The organism is Methylopila musalis (assembly GCF_042679725.1).
In the GTDB taxonomy this organism is placed as follows: domain Bacteria; phylum Pseudomonadota; class Alphaproteobacteria; order Rhizobiales; family Methylopilaceae; genus Methylopila; species Methylopila musalis.
In genome coordinates this window covers 1-14607 of record NZ_JBHTMX010000065.1, presented here as the reverse complement: position 1 = coordinate 14607, position 14607 = coordinate 1, and the positions used below count along the sequence as shown (strand labels likewise).

Sequence of the window (14607 nt, the reverse complement as noted above, 5' to 3'; positions counted from 1 at the left end):
GGTCCTCGCCCCGGCGCACCAGCCCGGCCGCCTCCAGCCGGTCGAGCAGCCGCGCCAGCGTCGGGCCCTCGATGCCGAGCGAGCGGGCGAGATCGTTCTGCCGGGCGCCGTCGCCGAGCCGCGCCAGATGCACCAGAGGCCGCCAGGTGGCGTCGGTCAGGCCCTCCGAGGCGAGGGCGTCGTCGAGCGCGCGCCGCCAGCGCCGGGCCGCGAGGCCGAGCTGGTAGCCGAATTCGGCGGGAAGAGGAGGGGTCGGCGCGATCGACATGGCTATTAGATAGTTCGCTATCTAATAGCTGTCGAGCGGTCCTATGCGCCCCAGCCCCGCGTCAGCGGCGGGGCTGGGAACGCCGAAGCGGGGTCAGCCGCGCAGGGTGGCGCCGGTCGCCTTGCTCACCTGCGCGACGATACGGGCCGCGACCTCCTCGATCTCGGCGTCGGTCAGGGTCTTGTCGCGCGGCTGCAGCGTCACGGCGAGCGCGAGCGAGACCTTGCCCTCCGGCACGCCCGGACCCTCGTAGCGGTCGAACAGATCGACCCGGGTCACGAGCTTGCGGTCGGCCGCGAGCGCGGCGCGGATCAGCTCGCCCGCCGGCGTGTCGCGGTCGGTCACGAAGGCGAAGTCACGGCTGAGCGGCTGGAAGGCCGAGCCCTCGAACGGCGGCTTGGCGCGGGTCGGCTTGGCCTTGGGCTGGGGCAGGGCGTCGAGGATCAGCTCGAAGCCCACCAGCGGCCCGGAGACGCCGAGCGCCTGCAGCGTGCGCGGGTGCAGCTCGCCGAAGGCGCCGAGCACGACCTTGGGGCCGAGCTGCAGCGCGGCCGAACGGCCGGGATGGAACCAGGCCGGGGCGGCGCCTTGCGCGATCTGCACCGCCGAGGGCTGCAGGCCGAGGCCCGCCAGCACCGCCAGCGCGTCGCCCTTGGCGTCGAAGGCGTCGACGGCCGCGGCGGCCTCGCCCCAGTGGCGTCCGGCGCCGCGGGCCTTGGCGGTTCCGCGCCGAAGGCCGGCGGCGGCGATCTTCTGGTCCTCGGGCCGGTCGCCCCAGAACACCTGCCCCGCCTCGAACAGCGCCGTGTCGGGCAGGCCGCGGTCGGCGTTGCGCTGGGCGGCCGCGATCAGGCCCGGCAGCAGGCTCGGGCGCATGTCCGACAGGTCGGCGGCGATGGGGTTGGCGAGCGCAAGCTCGGGCTTCGATCCGCCGAAGGCGTCCGCCTGCGCCCTGGACACGAAGGACCACGTCACCGCCTCCACCAGACCGCGCGCGGCGAGCGTGCGGCGGGCGACGCGGGCGCGGCGCTGGACCGGCGACAGCTTCGGCCCGGAGCCGAAGGCGGCCGGCAGCGGCGTCGCCACCAGCCGGTCGAGGCCGACGATGCGCACCACCTCCTCCACGATGTCGGCCTTGCCCGACACGTCGGGCCGCCAGCTCGGCACGGCGACCTTCAGGTTCTCGCCCTGGCCGGTCACCCAGAAGCCCAGCAGCGACAGCGGCGCCTTCACCTCGGCGGGGGTGAGGGCGAGGCCGGTGAGGCGCTTCACCTCGGAGACGGGGACGTCGATGATCAGGTCGCGCTCGGGCACCTCGCCCGCGGTCGCGATCTCGGAGGCTTCGCCGCCGCAGATGTCGAGCACGAGCTGGGTCGCGAGCTCCAGCCCCGGCAGGGCGAAGGCGGGATCGACGCCGCGCTCGAAGCGGTGGCGGGCGTCGGAGTTCAGGTTCAGCGCGCGCCCCGTGCGGGCGACGGAGAGCGGATCCCACAGCGCGCTCTCGATCAGCACGTCGGTGGTGGTTTCGTCGCAGCCGGTGGCGAGCCCGCCCATGACGCCGGCGATGGCCTGCGGGCCGGCGTCGTCGGCGATCACGCACATGGTCGCGTCGAGCGCGTAGGTCTTGCCGTCGAGCGCCACCAGCGTCTCGCCGGCGCGGGCGCGGCGCACCACGAGGTCGCCGGTCACCTTGGCGGCGTCGAACACGTGCAGCGGCCGGGCGCGGTCGAAGCTCAGATAGTTGGTGACGTCCACCAGCGCGTTGATGGGCTTGGAGCCGACGCTGGCGAGGCGCCGCCGCATCCATTCGGGCGAGGCGGCGTTGGTCACGCCGCGCACGAGGCGGAGCGCGAAGAACGCGGCCAGCGGCTCCGTGTCGCCGAAGTCGAAGCGCACGGCCACCGGGCAGGGGAAGCCGCCCCGCACGGCGCGGATCGACGGCTCGCGCAGTTCGCCGATCTCGGCGGCGGCGAGGTCGCGCGCCACGCCGTGGACGCCGAGGCAGTCCGGCCGGTTCGGAGTCACCGCGATCTCGATCACCGGATCGTCGAGCCCGACCAGCGGCGCGAACGGCCGGCCGACCGGCGAATCCGCCGGCAGCTCCAGAATGCCCTCGCTCTCGTCCGACAGGCCGAGCTCCTTCGCCGAGCACAGCATGCCCGCCGAGGCGACGCCGCGGATCTCGGAGGCGCCGAGCTTCACGCCGGACGACGGCACCACCGTGCCGGGGGCCGCGAACACCACCTTGAGGCCGGCGCGGGCGTTCGGGGCGCCGCACACCACCTGCAGCGGCGCGCCCTTGCCCACATCCACCGAGCAGACCTGAAGCTTGTCGGCGTTGGGATGGCGCGTGGCGTCGAGGATGTGGCCGACCACGAAGGCGGACAGCTCGCCCGCCTTGTCCTCCACGTCCTCCACCTCGAGCCCGACGCGGGTCAGGGTGTCGGTCACGAGGCCGAGGTCGGCGTCGCCGCCGAGATGCTCTTTCAGCCAGGAGAGGGAGAATTTCATCTGCGTTAAGCCCTCAGGGCGTCGGCCCGGCCGCAGGATAAGCGGTGAGCCGGGGATCATCAGGACGGTCGGCGGAGGTTCAGAGCCGGTTTTTAGCCTTCACGGTCGCCGTCATGCCCGAGCGTGTCTCGGGCATCCACGACGTTAACGCTCGGGGTTTTTACGCCGGGCCAAGTCGTGGATGCCCGCTTTCGGCGGGCATGACGTGAGTTTCAGGCGTGCTCCGGCCTCTCCATCGGCGTTTCAGGACGACAGGCCGGCGGCGAGCGTCGGGAAGTCGAGCGGGCGGAAGCCGTAATGGCTGAGCCAGCGGGCGTCGGCGGCGAACAGGTCGCGCAGGTCCGGCATGCCGTATTTCAGCATGGCGATGCGGTCGATGCCCATGCCCCAGGCGAAGCCCTGATGTTTGTCGGGGTCGAGCCCGCAATTGCGCAGCACGTTCGGGTGCACCATGCCGCAGCCGAGGATCTCCAGCCAGTCGTCGCCCTCGCCGATGCGCACCTCGTTCGGCAGCTTGCGGCAGCGCACGTCCACCTCCATCGACGGCTCGGTGAAGGGGAAGAAGGACGGGCGGAAGCGCAGCTCCACCGAGGGCACCTCGAAGAAGGTCTTGAGGAACTCCTCCAGCACCCATTTCAGGTGGCCCATATGGGCGCTCTCGTCGATGACGAGGCCCTCCACCTGGTGGAACATGGGCGTGTGGGTCTGGTCCATGTCGAAGCGGTAGGTGCGCCCCGGGCAGATGACGCGGATCGGCGGCGTGCCCGCGCGCATGGCGCGCACCTGCACCGGGCTGGTGTGGGTGCGCAGCAGCAGGCGCTCGCCGTTCGCCTTCTCGGGCAGGAAGAAGGTGTCGTGCATCTCCCGCGCCGGATGGCCCACGGGGAAGTTCAGCGCGGTGAAGTTCAGCTCGTCGGTCTCGATGTCCGGCCCTTCGGCGATCGAGAAGCCCATGGCGGAGAAGATCGCCGCGATCTCCTCCATCACCTGGCTGACGGGATGGATGCGGCCGGTCTCCAGCGCGCTCTCGCGCACGGGCAGCGAGACGTCGAGCCGCTCCGAGGCCAGCCGGGCCTCGAGCGCAGCGTCGGCCAGCGCCGTCTTGCGGTCGGCGAGCGCGCCGGCCACCCGGTCGCGCAGCGCGTTCAGCGCCGGGCCGAAGGTCTTGCGCTCGTCCGGGGACATGGTCCCGAGCGTCTTCAGTTTTTCGGAGACGGAGCCCTTCTTGCCGAGGGCGGCCACGCGCACGGATTCGAGCGCGGCCTCGTCGGCGGCGCCGGCGACGGCGGCCAGAACGTCGGCTTCAAGGGCGGAAAGGCTTGCGAGGTCGGTCATCGGCGGCGCGGTCTTCTGCGAAGGCCGCCGGAACGACAGGGAAGCGCGGGGTCTGAGACCCGCGCCGGGCGCCACCGCGGCCGCTGCGCCGCGATCCATGTCCCCCGCGTCTTCGACGAGCTCCGGCGGCGGAGGGGGAGAGGGGCCCCGGCGCTCTGGCCGGGGCGACGTCGCTTGGCTTGTTCGTAACGTCCGGTCCGGGCCTCACGGACGAGGCCCGGAAGGCCTCACGCCGGAAGCGCGGCCTTGGCCTTGGCGGCCAGGGCGCCGAAGGAGGCGGGCTCGGCGATCGCGAGCTCGGACAGCACCTTGCGGTCCACCTCGATGCCGGCCTTGGCGAGGCCGTCGATGAAGCGGGAATAGGTCAGGCCGTGCTCGCGGACCGCGGCGTTGATGCGCTGGATCCAGAGCGCGCGGAAGGTGCGCTTCTTGTTCTTGCGGTCGCGGTAGGCGTACTGCATCGACCGATCGACGGCGGCCTTGGCGGCGCGGATCGTGTTCTTGCGGCGGCCGTAGAAGCCCTTCGCGGCGGCGAGCGTCTTCTTGTGCTTGGCGTGGGACGTGACGCCCCGTTTAACGCGAGCCATGGGTCAAATCTCTCGTGATCTCAGGTGTTCGGGAAAAGCGCGTGCTGAAAGCAGGCGGTCGCGTCAGCCGTAGGGCAGGAACGTCCGGACGATCCGCGCGTCCTGCGGGGTCAGGATGGTCGTGCCCCGCTGGTTGCGGATCTGCTTGTTGGTGCGCTTGATCATCCCGTGGCGCTTGCCGGCCTGGGCGGAGATGACCTTGCCGGTCGCGGTGAAGCGGAAGCGCTTCTTCGCCGCCGACTTGGACTTGATCTTGGGCATTTCGCTCTCCGAAAAGATGGAGAAACCCCGGCGTGCGGTCGCTTATCCCCGATGAGGAGAGGCGGCCAGGCCCGAGGCTTCGAGCAAGATTGGGCGCGCCACGGCAGCCCATAACCGGCCGGGCGCGCGCGGAAGCCGGGCTTATACGCGCCATGACGGCGGTTTGCAACGGGTCAGGCGCGGGGCTTCAGGGTGGCGGAGATGGCGCGGGCGATGCGGTCGTAGTCGCCGTCGAAGTGGTGGCCGCCGGGCGTCTCGATCAGGGTCACGCGGGCGGGATCGAAGCCGGGGCAGGGGGTGCGGCCCTCGGCCTGCTCGCCCGCGCCGTAGACGCAGATCAGCGTCGGGCGCTCCGGCGCCGCGCTCGCCTCGATCACCTCCGGGACGGTGGGCTTCGGGTAGCCCTCGAACCGCGCCGCGATCTTCGCCACGCCCATGGCGAGGTCGGCGGTGTTCGACAGGCCGAGCATCGCGACCGAGCGCACCAGCGCCCGGTCCTCCGCCGGCAGCCGGTTGTAGGCCACGGGCGCGGTGTCGGCCCCGAAGGAGTAGCCCACCAGCGCCACGTCCCTGACGTTCCAGAGCCGACGGGCGGTCTCGATGATGCGGCCCACGTCCGCGCCCACCTCGTCGGGGGAGCGGGGGGTGAGGAAGTAGCGCAGGCTGTCGAGGCCGATGGTGGCGACGCCGTCCTCCGCGAAGCCCTTGGCGAGCTTGCGGTCGATGGTCGCCCAGCCGCCGCCGCCGGTGACGATGACCGCGAGCGCCCGCGGCGGGCCCTTGGGCGCCACCGCCACCACCGGCAGGTCCGCGAGTTCCGGCAGGGTCTCGCCCGGCGGCAGATGCGCTTGCCTGAGGCCCGGCAGCCAGTGGGTGAGGGTTTTGTGCGCCGCCGGATAGGCCACGACGGCGAAGGTGGCGACGAAGGCGAGAAGGGCTCGGCGATACGTCATGGGCGGCGGTTCCGGCGCGGCTCACCCGCCGCGATCGGCGCAGAACGCGCGTCGAATGCGGCGCCGCGAAGGCGCTTCTCCCCGTGCGGCCGTCAGGGCGTCTCCGCCGTCACCGCCACGCCGATGGTGCGGCTCGGCGCGCCGCTGATCTGCAGCGTCGCGGGGCCGTCCTTCAGCTCGAAGCGCATGGATTTGCGCGCGCCCTCGCAGGTAGGGTCGCCGCTGAAGCCGAGCGGCCGCGCCGGGGCGCCGTCCTGCACCACGTCGAACCAGACCCGCTCGGTGGTCGTCACCCGCCAGGCGCCGGCTTTGGCCTCGAACCTGAGCGCGCCGGCCAGCGCCGCCGGCGCCGGCTTCTGCTCCGGCGGGAGGACGAGCCCCGCCTTGTCCGCCTCGGTCAGCAGCAGCCGCACCGCGGCGGCGGGCGCCGGGCGGATCGCCGATCCGCTCGGGACCATCTCCGCCGCGGCGATCGCCGTCACGTCGGCGCTCACGTCCCAGGCGAAGCCCGAGCAGGGCTTGGCGTCCACGGCGAAGGCGGGCGTCCCGGCGAGGCTTGCGGCGAAGGCGAGGGCGAGACGCATGGCGGGCGGTCCTGACAGGCGATCGTGGTGGGCGAGGTGTCAGCGGGCGGCGATCGCCGCCCAGAACGCGGCTCCCACGGGGTGCCCGGCATCGAGCATCAGCCGCAGGCTGAGCGCAAGCGCCACCACGATCACCAGCGGCCGCACCAGCTTCACGCCGTGCTTCAGGGCGAGGCCCGCGCCGAGCCGGGCGCCAATCAGCGCGCCGGCGCCCATGGCGGCGCCCACCGTCCAGACCACGTGGCCGCCGATGACGAAGATGATCAGGCTGGCGAGATTGGACGACAGATTGAGCAGCTTGGTGCGGGCGACCGCCTTCACCGCGCCGAAGCCCGCAAGCCCCACCAGCGCGATCATGAAGAACGAGCCGGTGCCGGGGCCGAACACGCCGTCATAGGCGCCGATGGGCATGGCGACGCCGAGCGCGAAGGCGGTGGGCGTCATCCGCGGCCGTCCGTCCACGTCCGACAGGCCCGGCCCGAAGATGAAGTAGAGCGCCACCACGATCAGCAGGAAGGGCAGGCCGACCCGCATCGCCTCCACCGGCGCCACGGTGACGAGCGCCGCGCCGACCGCCGCGCCGCCGAACGAGCTCAGCGCCAGCCGCCAGGTCTCCCGGTTGCGGAAATCGAGCATGCCGGCCTGGGTGAAGCGGAAGGTGGCGGTGGCGGTGCCGACCGAGCCCTGCAGCTTGTTGGTGGCGAGCGCCGACACCGGATCGAGCCCGCCCAGAAGCAGGGTCGGCAGGGTGATCAGCCCGCCGCCGCCGGCGATGGCGTCCACCACGCCCGCGAACAGGCCGGCGCCGAAGAACAGCAGCAGCGTTTCAAGGGAAAAGGACACAGAGGGGGCGCTCCAGCCTCCGCCTCGGGCGAAACGCCGCGCGCGGAGCGCCGGGAGGCATAGCGGCCATAGGCCCGAAAGGCGAGGGCCCCGGCGCGCAGGGCGGACCCGCGCCCGTCGGTCGCGCGTTGCGGAGCGGCCGCGCGTTTGCGACTGATGGAACGGGCGGCCATGGCCGTCTTTAAGGGAGGACAGCATGCTGAAGACCAAGACCGCGCTCGTCACCGGCTCCACCAGCGGCATCGGCCTCGCCGTCGCCCGCGCGCTCGCCCGCGAGGGCGCGAACGTCGTCCTCAACGGGCTGGGCGACGCGGCCGAGATCGAGACGGCGCGCGCGGCCATCGAGACCGAGTTCGGGGTCGAGGCGCTCTACGATCCGGCGGACATGACGAAGCCCGAGCAGATCGCGGCCATGGTCGCGGCGGCCGAGAAGCGGTTCGGCGCGGTCGACATTCTGGTCAACAACGCGGGCGTCCAGCACGTGGCGCCGGTGGATGAGTTCCCCGACGCCGCCTGGGATCGCGTCATCGCCATCAACCTGAGCGCGGTGTTCCACGCCACCAAGGCGGCGCTGCCGGGCATGAAGCGGAAGGGCTGGGGCCGGGTGGTCAACACCGGCTCGGCCCATGCGCTGGTGGCCTCGCCCTACAAGTCGGCCTACGTGGCCGCCAAGCACGGCGTCGCGGGCTTCACCAAGTCGCTGGCGCTGGAGGTGGCCCAGGCCGGGATCACCGCCAACACCATCTGCCCCGGCTATGTCTGGACGCCGCTGGTGGAGGCGCAGATCCCCGACACCATGAAGGCCCGCGGCCTGACCGAGGAGCAGGTGAAGAAGGACGTCCTGCTCGCCGCCCAGCCCACCAAGCAGTTCGTCACCGTGGAGCAGGTGGCCGCCTTCGTGACGTTCCTGTGCTCGGACGCCGCCGCCAACATCACCGGCGCCTCGCTCCCCATCGACGGCGGCTGGACCGCCGCCTGAGCGGGCGACCCCGGCCCGAAGGCGTGGCGCGCCCCTTCCTTGTCCCGGCCTTGAGCCGGGACCCAGACACGCCGACGCCTGAGAATAAAGCGGCCCGGCCGTCGCGCCTTTTCTGGAAAGCGTTGAGGTTCTGGGTCCCGGCTCAAGGCCGGGACAAGAGGGGGCAGACGGGCGCTTTAGCCCTTCCGCAAGGTTCCGCCGTCAAGACTGCCGCGCGAGCGTCATGTCCATGAGGGCGATTCCATGTCGACAGGCCCCGCGACGGGGATCGCGGTGGTCGGCTGCGGTTATGTGGCTGACTACTACCGCCAGTGCTTCCCGCTCCATCCCGGCCTGCGGCTCGTGGGCGTGTGGGACCGGGACGCCGAGCGGCTCGGCGTCTACTCCCGCTACTGGAGCGACCGGGCCTACCGCGCGCTGGACGAGGCGCTGGCCGACCGCGAGGTCGAGATCGTCGTCAACCTCACCACGCCCGAAAGCCACGCCGAGGTGACGGCGCAGGCGATCGCAGCGGGCAAGCACGTCTATTCCGAGAAGCCGCTCGGCATGACCACCGCCGAGGCGGAGCGCATGCGCGACGCGGCCCAGGCGGCGGGCGTGCGCCTGTCGGCCGCGCCCTGCAACGTGCTGGGCGAGAGCGCGCAGACCGCCTGGGCGGCGGTGCGGCGCGGCGACGTGGGCCGGGTGGCGCTCGCCTACGCCGAGCTCGACGACGGCATGATCCACCGCACCGACTACAAGAGCTGGCTCAGCGTCAGCGGGCGGCCCTGGCCGGCGCGCAACGAGTTCGAGACCGGCTGCACCTTCGAGCATGCGGGCTACGCCATCACCGTCTTCGCCGCCATGTTCGGACCCGTTCGGCGGGTGACGTCGTTCTCGTCGCTGCTGATCCCCGACAAGCGCACGGAGCCGCCGCTGCCCCATCCGGCGCCGGATTTCTCGGTCGGCTGCCTGGAGTTCGACGGCGGCGTCGTGGCGCGGATCACAAATTCCATCGTCGCGCCCTATGATCACCGCATGCGGATCATCGGCGAGGACGGGACGCTGGAGATGAAGGAGCCGTGGGATTACGCCTCCCCGGTGCGGCTGCGCAAATCGCAGCAGGGCCGGCTGGGGCGCATGCTGGAGCGCCGGTTCGGCGCGGGCCTCGCGGCCTCCACCGTGCCGCCGCTGCGCAAGATCGCGCTGCGCCGGGGCCGGGGACGGCCGACCATGGATTTCGCCCGCGGGGTGGCCGAACTGGCCGAGGCCGTCCGCGACGGCCGCCGCTGCCGGCTGGACGAGGACTTCGCCGTGCATGTGACCGAGGTCACCGAGATGCTGCAGCACCCGGACCGGTTCGAGCGTCCGGCCACCGTGCGCTCCACCTTCGCGCCGATCGCGCCCATGGACTGGGCCACATGACGTCGGCCGTGACCGCCGCGCCGCTGACGGCCCGCCTTTCGACCTGCTCGTTCAAGGGCGATTTCGACGCCTGCCGGGCGCTGTGCGACAGCGTGGACCGTTTCGTCGCGCCGGAGATCGAGCACTGGCTGATCGTGCCGGCCCGCGACCTGCCGCTGTTCGCGCCGCTCGCGGGGGCGCGGCGGCGGGTGGTGTCCGAGGACGATTATCTGCCGCGCTGGTTCTTCCGCGCGCCCATGCCCTCGCCGCGCTGGCGCGCCCGGCTCGGCCTGCCGCGCCGCAACGTCTATCTCACGCCTTACAGTCTGCCGGTGCGCGGCTGGATCGCGCAGCAGATGATCAAGATCGCCGCCACCGCCGCCGCGACCACCGACGTGGTGGTGCATGTGGACAGCGACAACGCCTTCATCCGCCCGTTCGGGCCGGAGCGGATCGTTCGGGGCGACAGGGTGCGGCTCTACCGCGACCCGAAGCCGACCGACACGTCCGGGCACCGCCTGTGGCACGCCGCCGCCGGGCGGCTGCTCGGCCTGCCGCCGAGCGACTTCTATGACGCCGAATACATCGACGCGCTGGTGGTGTGGCGCCGCTCGTCGCTCGTCGCCATGATCGCGCGGATCGAGCAGGTCACGGGCAAGCGCTGGGACGTGGCGCTGGCCCGCACGCCCCATTTCGCGGAATACGTGCTCTACGGCGTCCATGCGGACAAGGTGACCGGGCTCGACGCCGCGGGGCTCTACGCCGACGACCGCTCGCTGTGCCATTCCCGCTGGACGGAAAACTTCGACAGCGCGGCCGACGAGGACGCCTTCGTCGCCTCGGTGCGGCCCGAGCAGGTGTCCTGCCTGATCCAGTCCACCATCCCGCTGTCGCTGGAACGGCGGCTCGACCTCTACCGCCGGGTGGAGGCGCAGGCTGCGCGGCAGGACGCCGGGGCCTGACGCCGGGCGCTCAGGCGCCCGCGCGGTAGGCGAACCAGCCGCGGGCGCGCAGCTCGCAGGCGGGGCAGGCGCCGCAGCCGTAGCCCCAGGCGTGGCGCCGGCCGCGCTCGCCCAGATAGCAGGTGTGGCTCTCCTCCACGATCAGGTCGACCAGCGGCGCGCCGCCGAGGCTCTCGGCGAGGCCCCAGGTCTCGGCCTTGTCCAGCCACATCAGTGGCGTCTCCAGCACGAAGCGGCGCTCCATGCCGAGGTTCAGCGCCACCTGCAGCGCCTTGATCGTGTCGTCCCGGCAGTCGGGATAGCCGGAGAAGTCGGTCTCGCACATGCCGCCCACGATGCGGCGCAGGCCCCGCCGCCAGGCGAGCGCCGCCGCGAAGGTGAGGAAGACGAGATTGCGGCCCGGCACGAAGGTGTTGGGCAGGCCGCCGGCCTCCGTCTCGATCGCCACGTCCCGGGTCAGCGCCGTTTCGGAGAGTTCCCCCAGCACGGGCAGCGACAGGGTGTGGTCCTCGCCAAGCCGCTCCGCCCATGTGGGGTTCTGGTCGGCGAGGCCCGCGCGCAGCATCGCGCGCCGGTCGAGCTCGATCCGGTGGCGCTGGCCGTAGTCGAAGCCCAGCGTCTCCACCCGCGCGAAGCGGTCGAGCGCCCAGGCGAGGCATGTTGCGCTGTCCTGCCCGCCGGAGAACAGCACCAGCGCGCCGTCGTCGGCGGGCGCGGTCATGCGCCGTCGTGCTCCGCCCAGCAGAACGGGGTCTCGAACACCTTCACCTGAGCCAGCAGCGGCAGGTCCGGCTTCACCCGGTCCCAGATCCACAGCGCGATCAACTCAGCGGTCGGGTTCTCGAGCCCCTCGATCTCGTTCAGCGTGTGGTGGTCGAGCCGCTTCAGCACCGGGCCGAAGGCGGCCTCCACGTCGAAGAAGTCCACCACGAAGCCGGTGGCGGGATCGATTGGACCATCGAGCGTCAGCTCCACCCGGTAGGAGTGGCCGTGCATGCGGTGGCAGCGGTGCGTGGGGGGCACGTTGGGCAGCCGGTGGGCGGCCTCGAAGGTGAAGGCCTGAACGATCCTCATGGGTCCCAATCTCTTACGGAATGCCGATCATCTTGTGCGTCTGCAGGCTGAGGCGCCAGCGGGGATGCGCCATGCAGTAGGCGATGGCCGCCTGCACGTTCTCAGCCTGCTCCGGCCCGTCCATGGGCTGAAGGAAGAAGTGCCGGAAGGCGAGCGGCTCGAACGCCGCCGGGTCGAGGCCCGCTTGCGGATAGACCAGCTTCAACTCGTCGCCGCCGGAAAGCGCCAGCGGCGCGCCGGCCTTGGGGCTGACGCAGAGCCAGTCCACGCCCTCGGGGCGGGCCTGCGTGCCGTTGGTCTCCACCGCCACCTCGAAGCCGCGCGCGCGCACCGCGGCCGTCAGCGCGGCGTCGAGCTGAAGCAGCGGCTCGCCGCCGGTGAACACCACGTAGCGCGGGCCGGGCGCGCCGTCCCAGGCCGCGGCGATGGCGTCGGCGAGGCTCCCGGCGTCGGCGAAGCGGCCGCCGCCGTCGCCGTTGGTCCCGACGAAGTCGGTGTCGCAGAAGCGGCAGACGGCGCGCGCGCGGTCGGCCTCCCGCCCGCTCCACAGGTTGCAGCCCGTGAAGCGGCAGAACACCGAGGCGCGGCCCGCCTGCGCGCCCTCGCCCTGCAGCGTCTTGAAGAGTTCCTTGACCGCGTAGCTCATGAGACCGGATCGCGCTGGACATGGCGCACGCCCTCAGCCGCCGCGCGGCGAAAGGGACATGCGCGGGCTGTCAATACCCTCTCGCGCGGGCGCTGTCGCCTCCGGTCGGCGGCGGGTAGTGTCTCAGTTTGAGATTTGAGGTGCCGTCTTGTACATGCCGCGCTTCCCAGCCTTCGGCGCGGCGCTCTCGACAATCGCCGCAACGTCTTCCATCGACCAAAGCCGATCTGCCACACCTGCTGACATCGCTGGTGTCGTGCGCAGCGTCGCGTGCATCTTCACGAAGTTGTGCCAGACGGTATGAAGCGCGACCATGTGAACGTGGTTCTTGAACTTTTTCGAGAAGGCGTTCGTCAGGCGGGTGAAGCTGCGCATCGTGAGGTCGCGGACCGTGTCGTCGTGGAACATCGCGCACGCCTTGCCGGCGTCCACTAGCGACTTTGCTACGGTGTTGATGCTCACGTCTGCTACGCGAGAGGTCGACCGCATGGACGCCTCCTCGCAGAGCATGCTGAGGATTTAGACGCGCTTGGCGAGAGGAAATTTATTAATGTCATCTTTTATGTTTAGCATCAGGTATAATTATTCATCTTCAATATCCAACTCGATTTGTGTCCCTTTTTTGGGGAAGGCTACGTCCACGAGCCTTTTGAACCCATCCCAAGTTCTGGAGACCTTCATTAGCGGTATGATCTGGAGTATATGATCCCGCAAGTCAGGCTGCCCAACCTCTTCTGAAAGGAATTGGTGATGGCGATGCTTGCGCCTCTTAGTTTCCTCATCCGTGGGATTGAGTTCTCTCAATTTAGGTAGAACTCCCGGCGGCAGGCGATCGTAGACAATATCGTTCGTGATATGACCAAGTAACGGTGTCTTTGCCTTACCTACCGGCCACTTCCACCCTCTCAGTCGGTAAATCTGTTTGTAGAACTCATCGGGGAAACGCTTGGCCCAAGCTAAACGCTCTTCCGAGAGGTACACTGACAATAAGCGATGCAACTCATCGCGATCCCGAGCCGACTGGTAGCCAGTTGCTTCGTCGACCAACGCGACGATACCGACCTTTGCAAAGGCCCGCACCAGGGCTTCGCACTGCGCTGCGATGTGCATCTGCTGACGCTGCAATGCCCCGGCTTGGCGCGCGGACAGAACAGCCTCACATATTTCAGGGAGGATCGTTGCAGGGTATCCAAACGCTGCACCGCCGCCGCCCGGATGCCGGAACCTAATCGGGTTCTCGATCAGCGCCAGCAATTCACTGGAAATAAAGGGAGAAATGGCTTTTCCCGTAGCAAAACTAGCTAGTCGATCACCACCAGTTCCGCCAGAGCTGCCCTGGCTCAGGCCGAGGCCACCAAGAGTACCTCGCTGGGACAGAACGCGAGTTCCATCTTCCAGAACGTAGCAGGGAATTTCAATGTCGCCGATCTTCAGGGGATGGTCTGCTGACCCATGGGTGGCCTTCGGCAGTTTCTTAGCGTTGTCCCATCTGGTCTTGGCGGCTTGGCTTGCTATCTCGCTGCGCTCGTCAGCGGATAAGGTCGCCGCTCGACGGCGACCGCCTTTGCTCTGTGGAGTTTCGTTCACGAGGATCGCCCCATGCTTGCTGCATGGGAATATCCTATGCTTGCTCTCATTTAAAAGCAAGCATCAAAAAAAATCGGCGGCCATGCTTGCTGCTTTCCCCAGCGCTTTTGCGCAGCCTTCTTGGCAATCTCGGCGCGCCGCTCTGGCGTCATGTTCTCGGTGCGCTTCTTTCCGCACTCGGCGCCGAGCGCTTTCGCAGCATGGTCTTTGCCATCGTCAATCACGTCGTCGGCTTCCTCGCCGATGGCAATGCGCATGACGTGGACGGCGTTGCCGATCACATCAGTAGGTCGCTTTTCGCCCTTGTGGCCTTTGGGCATACTCGAAACTTCCTGATGCTTGCTGGTTAGCACAGCACGGAATTCGGCCACACGATGGCAGTGGTCGAGGGTGTCCGATTTCAAACTGAGACACTACCCGGCGGCGCCGGTCGTTCAGCGCGCGGCGTCGGCCTCGCGATAGACCGGATACATGCCGCCGAAGGAGAGCTTGCCCAGCACGCCGGCCAGACGGACCGTGTGGTCCGCCCAGGCGTCGCGGCCCCTCAGGGCCACGACCGGCGACAGGGCGGCGAGCGCCGCCGTCTGGACCGCGGCCACGGCGCGCACCCGCCAGCGGGTGGCGCGCGGCGAGG

At 70.1% G+C, this 14607-nt stretch carries 17 protein-coding genes and 1 pseudogene; 3 read left to right on the top strand and 15 right to left on the bottom strand.

All coding sequences use genetic code 11. The features are described 5' to 3' along the window. The 8 genes from ACFQ4O_RS09135 to ACFQ4O_RS09100 form a co-directional block, all read right to left on the bottom strand. Positions 1–268, bottom strand: a 268-nt coding sequence (locus ACFQ4O_RS09135) for a MarR family winged helix-turn-helix transcriptional regulator (RefSeq protein WP_378775386.1), incomplete at its 3' end; no start/stop codon positions are given. Positions 269–361: 93 nt separating this feature from the next. After that, positions 362–2779 (bottom strand): phenylalanine--tRNA ligase subunit beta, encoded by a 2418-nt coding sequence (gene pheT, locus ACFQ4O_RS09130; RefSeq protein WP_378775385.1) that lies wholly within the window; start codon positions 2777–2779, stop codon positions 362–364. A gap of 243 nt (positions 2780–3022) precedes the next feature. Next, positions 3023–4114, bottom strand: coding sequence for a phenylalanine--tRNA ligase subunit alpha (gene pheS, locus ACFQ4O_RS09125; protein WP_378775384.1), 1092 nt, complete (start codon positions 4112–4114; stop codon positions 3023–3025). 227 nt (positions 4115–4341) lie between these two features. Next, the gene (gene rplT / locus ACFQ4O_RS09120; protein ID WP_378775383.1) at positions 4342–4701 is read right to left on the bottom strand and encodes a 50S ribosomal protein L20; all 360 of its coding nucleotides are present in this window, start codon (positions 4699–4701) and stop codon (positions 4342–4344) included. Positions 4702–4764: 63 nt separating this feature from the next. After that, positions 4765–4962 (bottom strand): 50S ribosomal protein L35, encoded by a 198-nt coding sequence (rpmI, locus tag ACFQ4O_RS09115; RefSeq protein WP_020187175.1) that lies wholly within the window; start codon positions 4960–4962, stop codon positions 4765–4767. Positions 4963–5135: 173 nt separating this feature from the next. Beyond that, the gene (locus tag ACFQ4O_RS09110; RefSeq protein WP_378775382.1) at positions 5136–5915 is read right to left on the bottom strand and encodes an AcvB/VirJ family lysyl-phosphatidylglycerol hydrolase; all 780 of its coding nucleotides are present in this window, start codon (positions 5913–5915) and stop codon (positions 5136–5138) included. Positions 5916–6007: 92 nt separating this feature from the next. Next, positions 6008–6499 (bottom strand): hypothetical protein, encoded by a 492-nt coding sequence (locus tag ACFQ4O_RS09105; protein ID WP_378775381.1) that lies wholly within the window; start codon positions 6497–6499, stop codon positions 6008–6010. 39 nt (positions 6500–6538) lie between these two features. After that, the gene (locus ACFQ4O_RS09100; protein ID WP_378775380.1) at positions 6539–7342 is read right to left on the bottom strand and encodes a TSUP family transporter; all 804 of its coding nucleotides are present in this window, start codon (positions 7340–7342) and stop codon (positions 6539–6541) included. 196 nt (positions 7343–7538) lie between these two features. On the opposite strand from ACFQ4O_RS09100, the gene ACFQ4O_RS09095 reads away from it, so the two are divergent. The 3 genes from ACFQ4O_RS09095 (at position 7539) to ACFQ4O_RS09085 (ending at position 10666) form a co-directional block, all read left to right on the top strand. Continuing rightward, the gene (locus ACFQ4O_RS09095; RefSeq protein WP_378775379.1) at positions 7539–8321 is read left to right on the top strand and encodes a 3-hydroxybutyrate dehydrogenase; all 783 of its coding nucleotides are present in this window, start codon (positions 7539–7541) and stop codon (positions 8319–8321) included. Positions 8322–8564: 243 nt separating this feature from the next. After that, positions 8565–9725, top strand: a complete 1161-nt coding sequence (locus ACFQ4O_RS09090) for a Gfo/Idh/MocA family protein (protein WP_378775378.1) — start codon at positions 8565–8567, stop codon at positions 9723–9725. Further along, on the top strand, positions 9722–10666 hold the full coding sequence (locus tag ACFQ4O_RS09085; protein ID WP_378775377.1) for a DUF6492 family protein: 945 nt from the start codon (positions 9722–9724) through the stop codon (positions 10664–10666). The genes ACFQ4O_RS09090 and ACFQ4O_RS09085 overlap by 4 nt, the downstream gene beginning before the upstream one ends. A 10-nt stretch (positions 10667–10676) precedes the next feature. On the opposite strand, the gene queC is transcribed toward ACFQ4O_RS09085, so the two are convergent. The 7 genes and pseudogenes from queC to ACFQ4O_RS09050 all read right to left on the bottom strand — a co-directional run. Continuing rightward, positions 10677–11387 (bottom strand): 7-cyano-7-deazaguanine synthase QueC, encoded by a 711-nt coding sequence (queC, locus tag ACFQ4O_RS09080; RefSeq protein ID WP_378775376.1) that lies wholly within the window; start codon positions 11385–11387, stop codon positions 10677–10679. After that, the gene (gene queD, locus ACFQ4O_RS09075; protein ID WP_378775375.1) at positions 11384–11740 is read right to left on the bottom strand and encodes a 6-carboxytetrahydropterin synthase QueD; all 357 of its coding nucleotides are present in this window, start codon (positions 11738–11740) and stop codon (positions 11384–11386) included. Before queD ends, queC begins: the two co-directional genes overlap by 4 nt. A 13-nt stretch (positions 11741–11753) precedes the next feature. After that, positions 11754–12386: a 7-carboxy-7-deazaguanine synthase gene (gene queE, locus ACFQ4O_RS09070; RefSeq protein ID WP_378775374.1), complete on the bottom strand. Its 633-nt coding sequence runs from the start codon at positions 12384–12386 to the stop codon at positions 11754–11756. Between the two features lie 123 nt (positions 12387–12509). Then, a complete protein-coding gene (locus ACFQ4O_RS18270; protein WP_449288998.1) occupies positions 12510–12896 on the bottom strand; it encodes a hypothetical protein in 387 nt (128 codons plus the stop codon). 72 nt (positions 12897–12968) lie between these two features. Further along, entirely contained in the window at positions 12969–13973 is a 1005-nt protein-coding gene (locus tag ACFQ4O_RS09060; RefSeq protein ID WP_378775373.1) for a P63C domain-containing protein, read from the bottom strand. Between the two features lie 50 nt (positions 13974–14023). Further along, positions 14024–14293 carry an RNA-binding protein gene (locus tag ACFQ4O_RS09055; RefSeq protein ID WP_378775372.1) on the bottom strand — a complete coding sequence of 90 codons (270 nt, stop codon included), beginning with the start codon at positions 14291–14293 and terminating at the stop codon, positions 14024–14026. Between the two features lie 114 nt (positions 14294–14407). Beyond that, positions 14408–14607 (bottom strand): annotated as a pseudogene (locus ACFQ4O_RS09050) (glycosyltransferase family 2 protein); the annotation flags it as partial.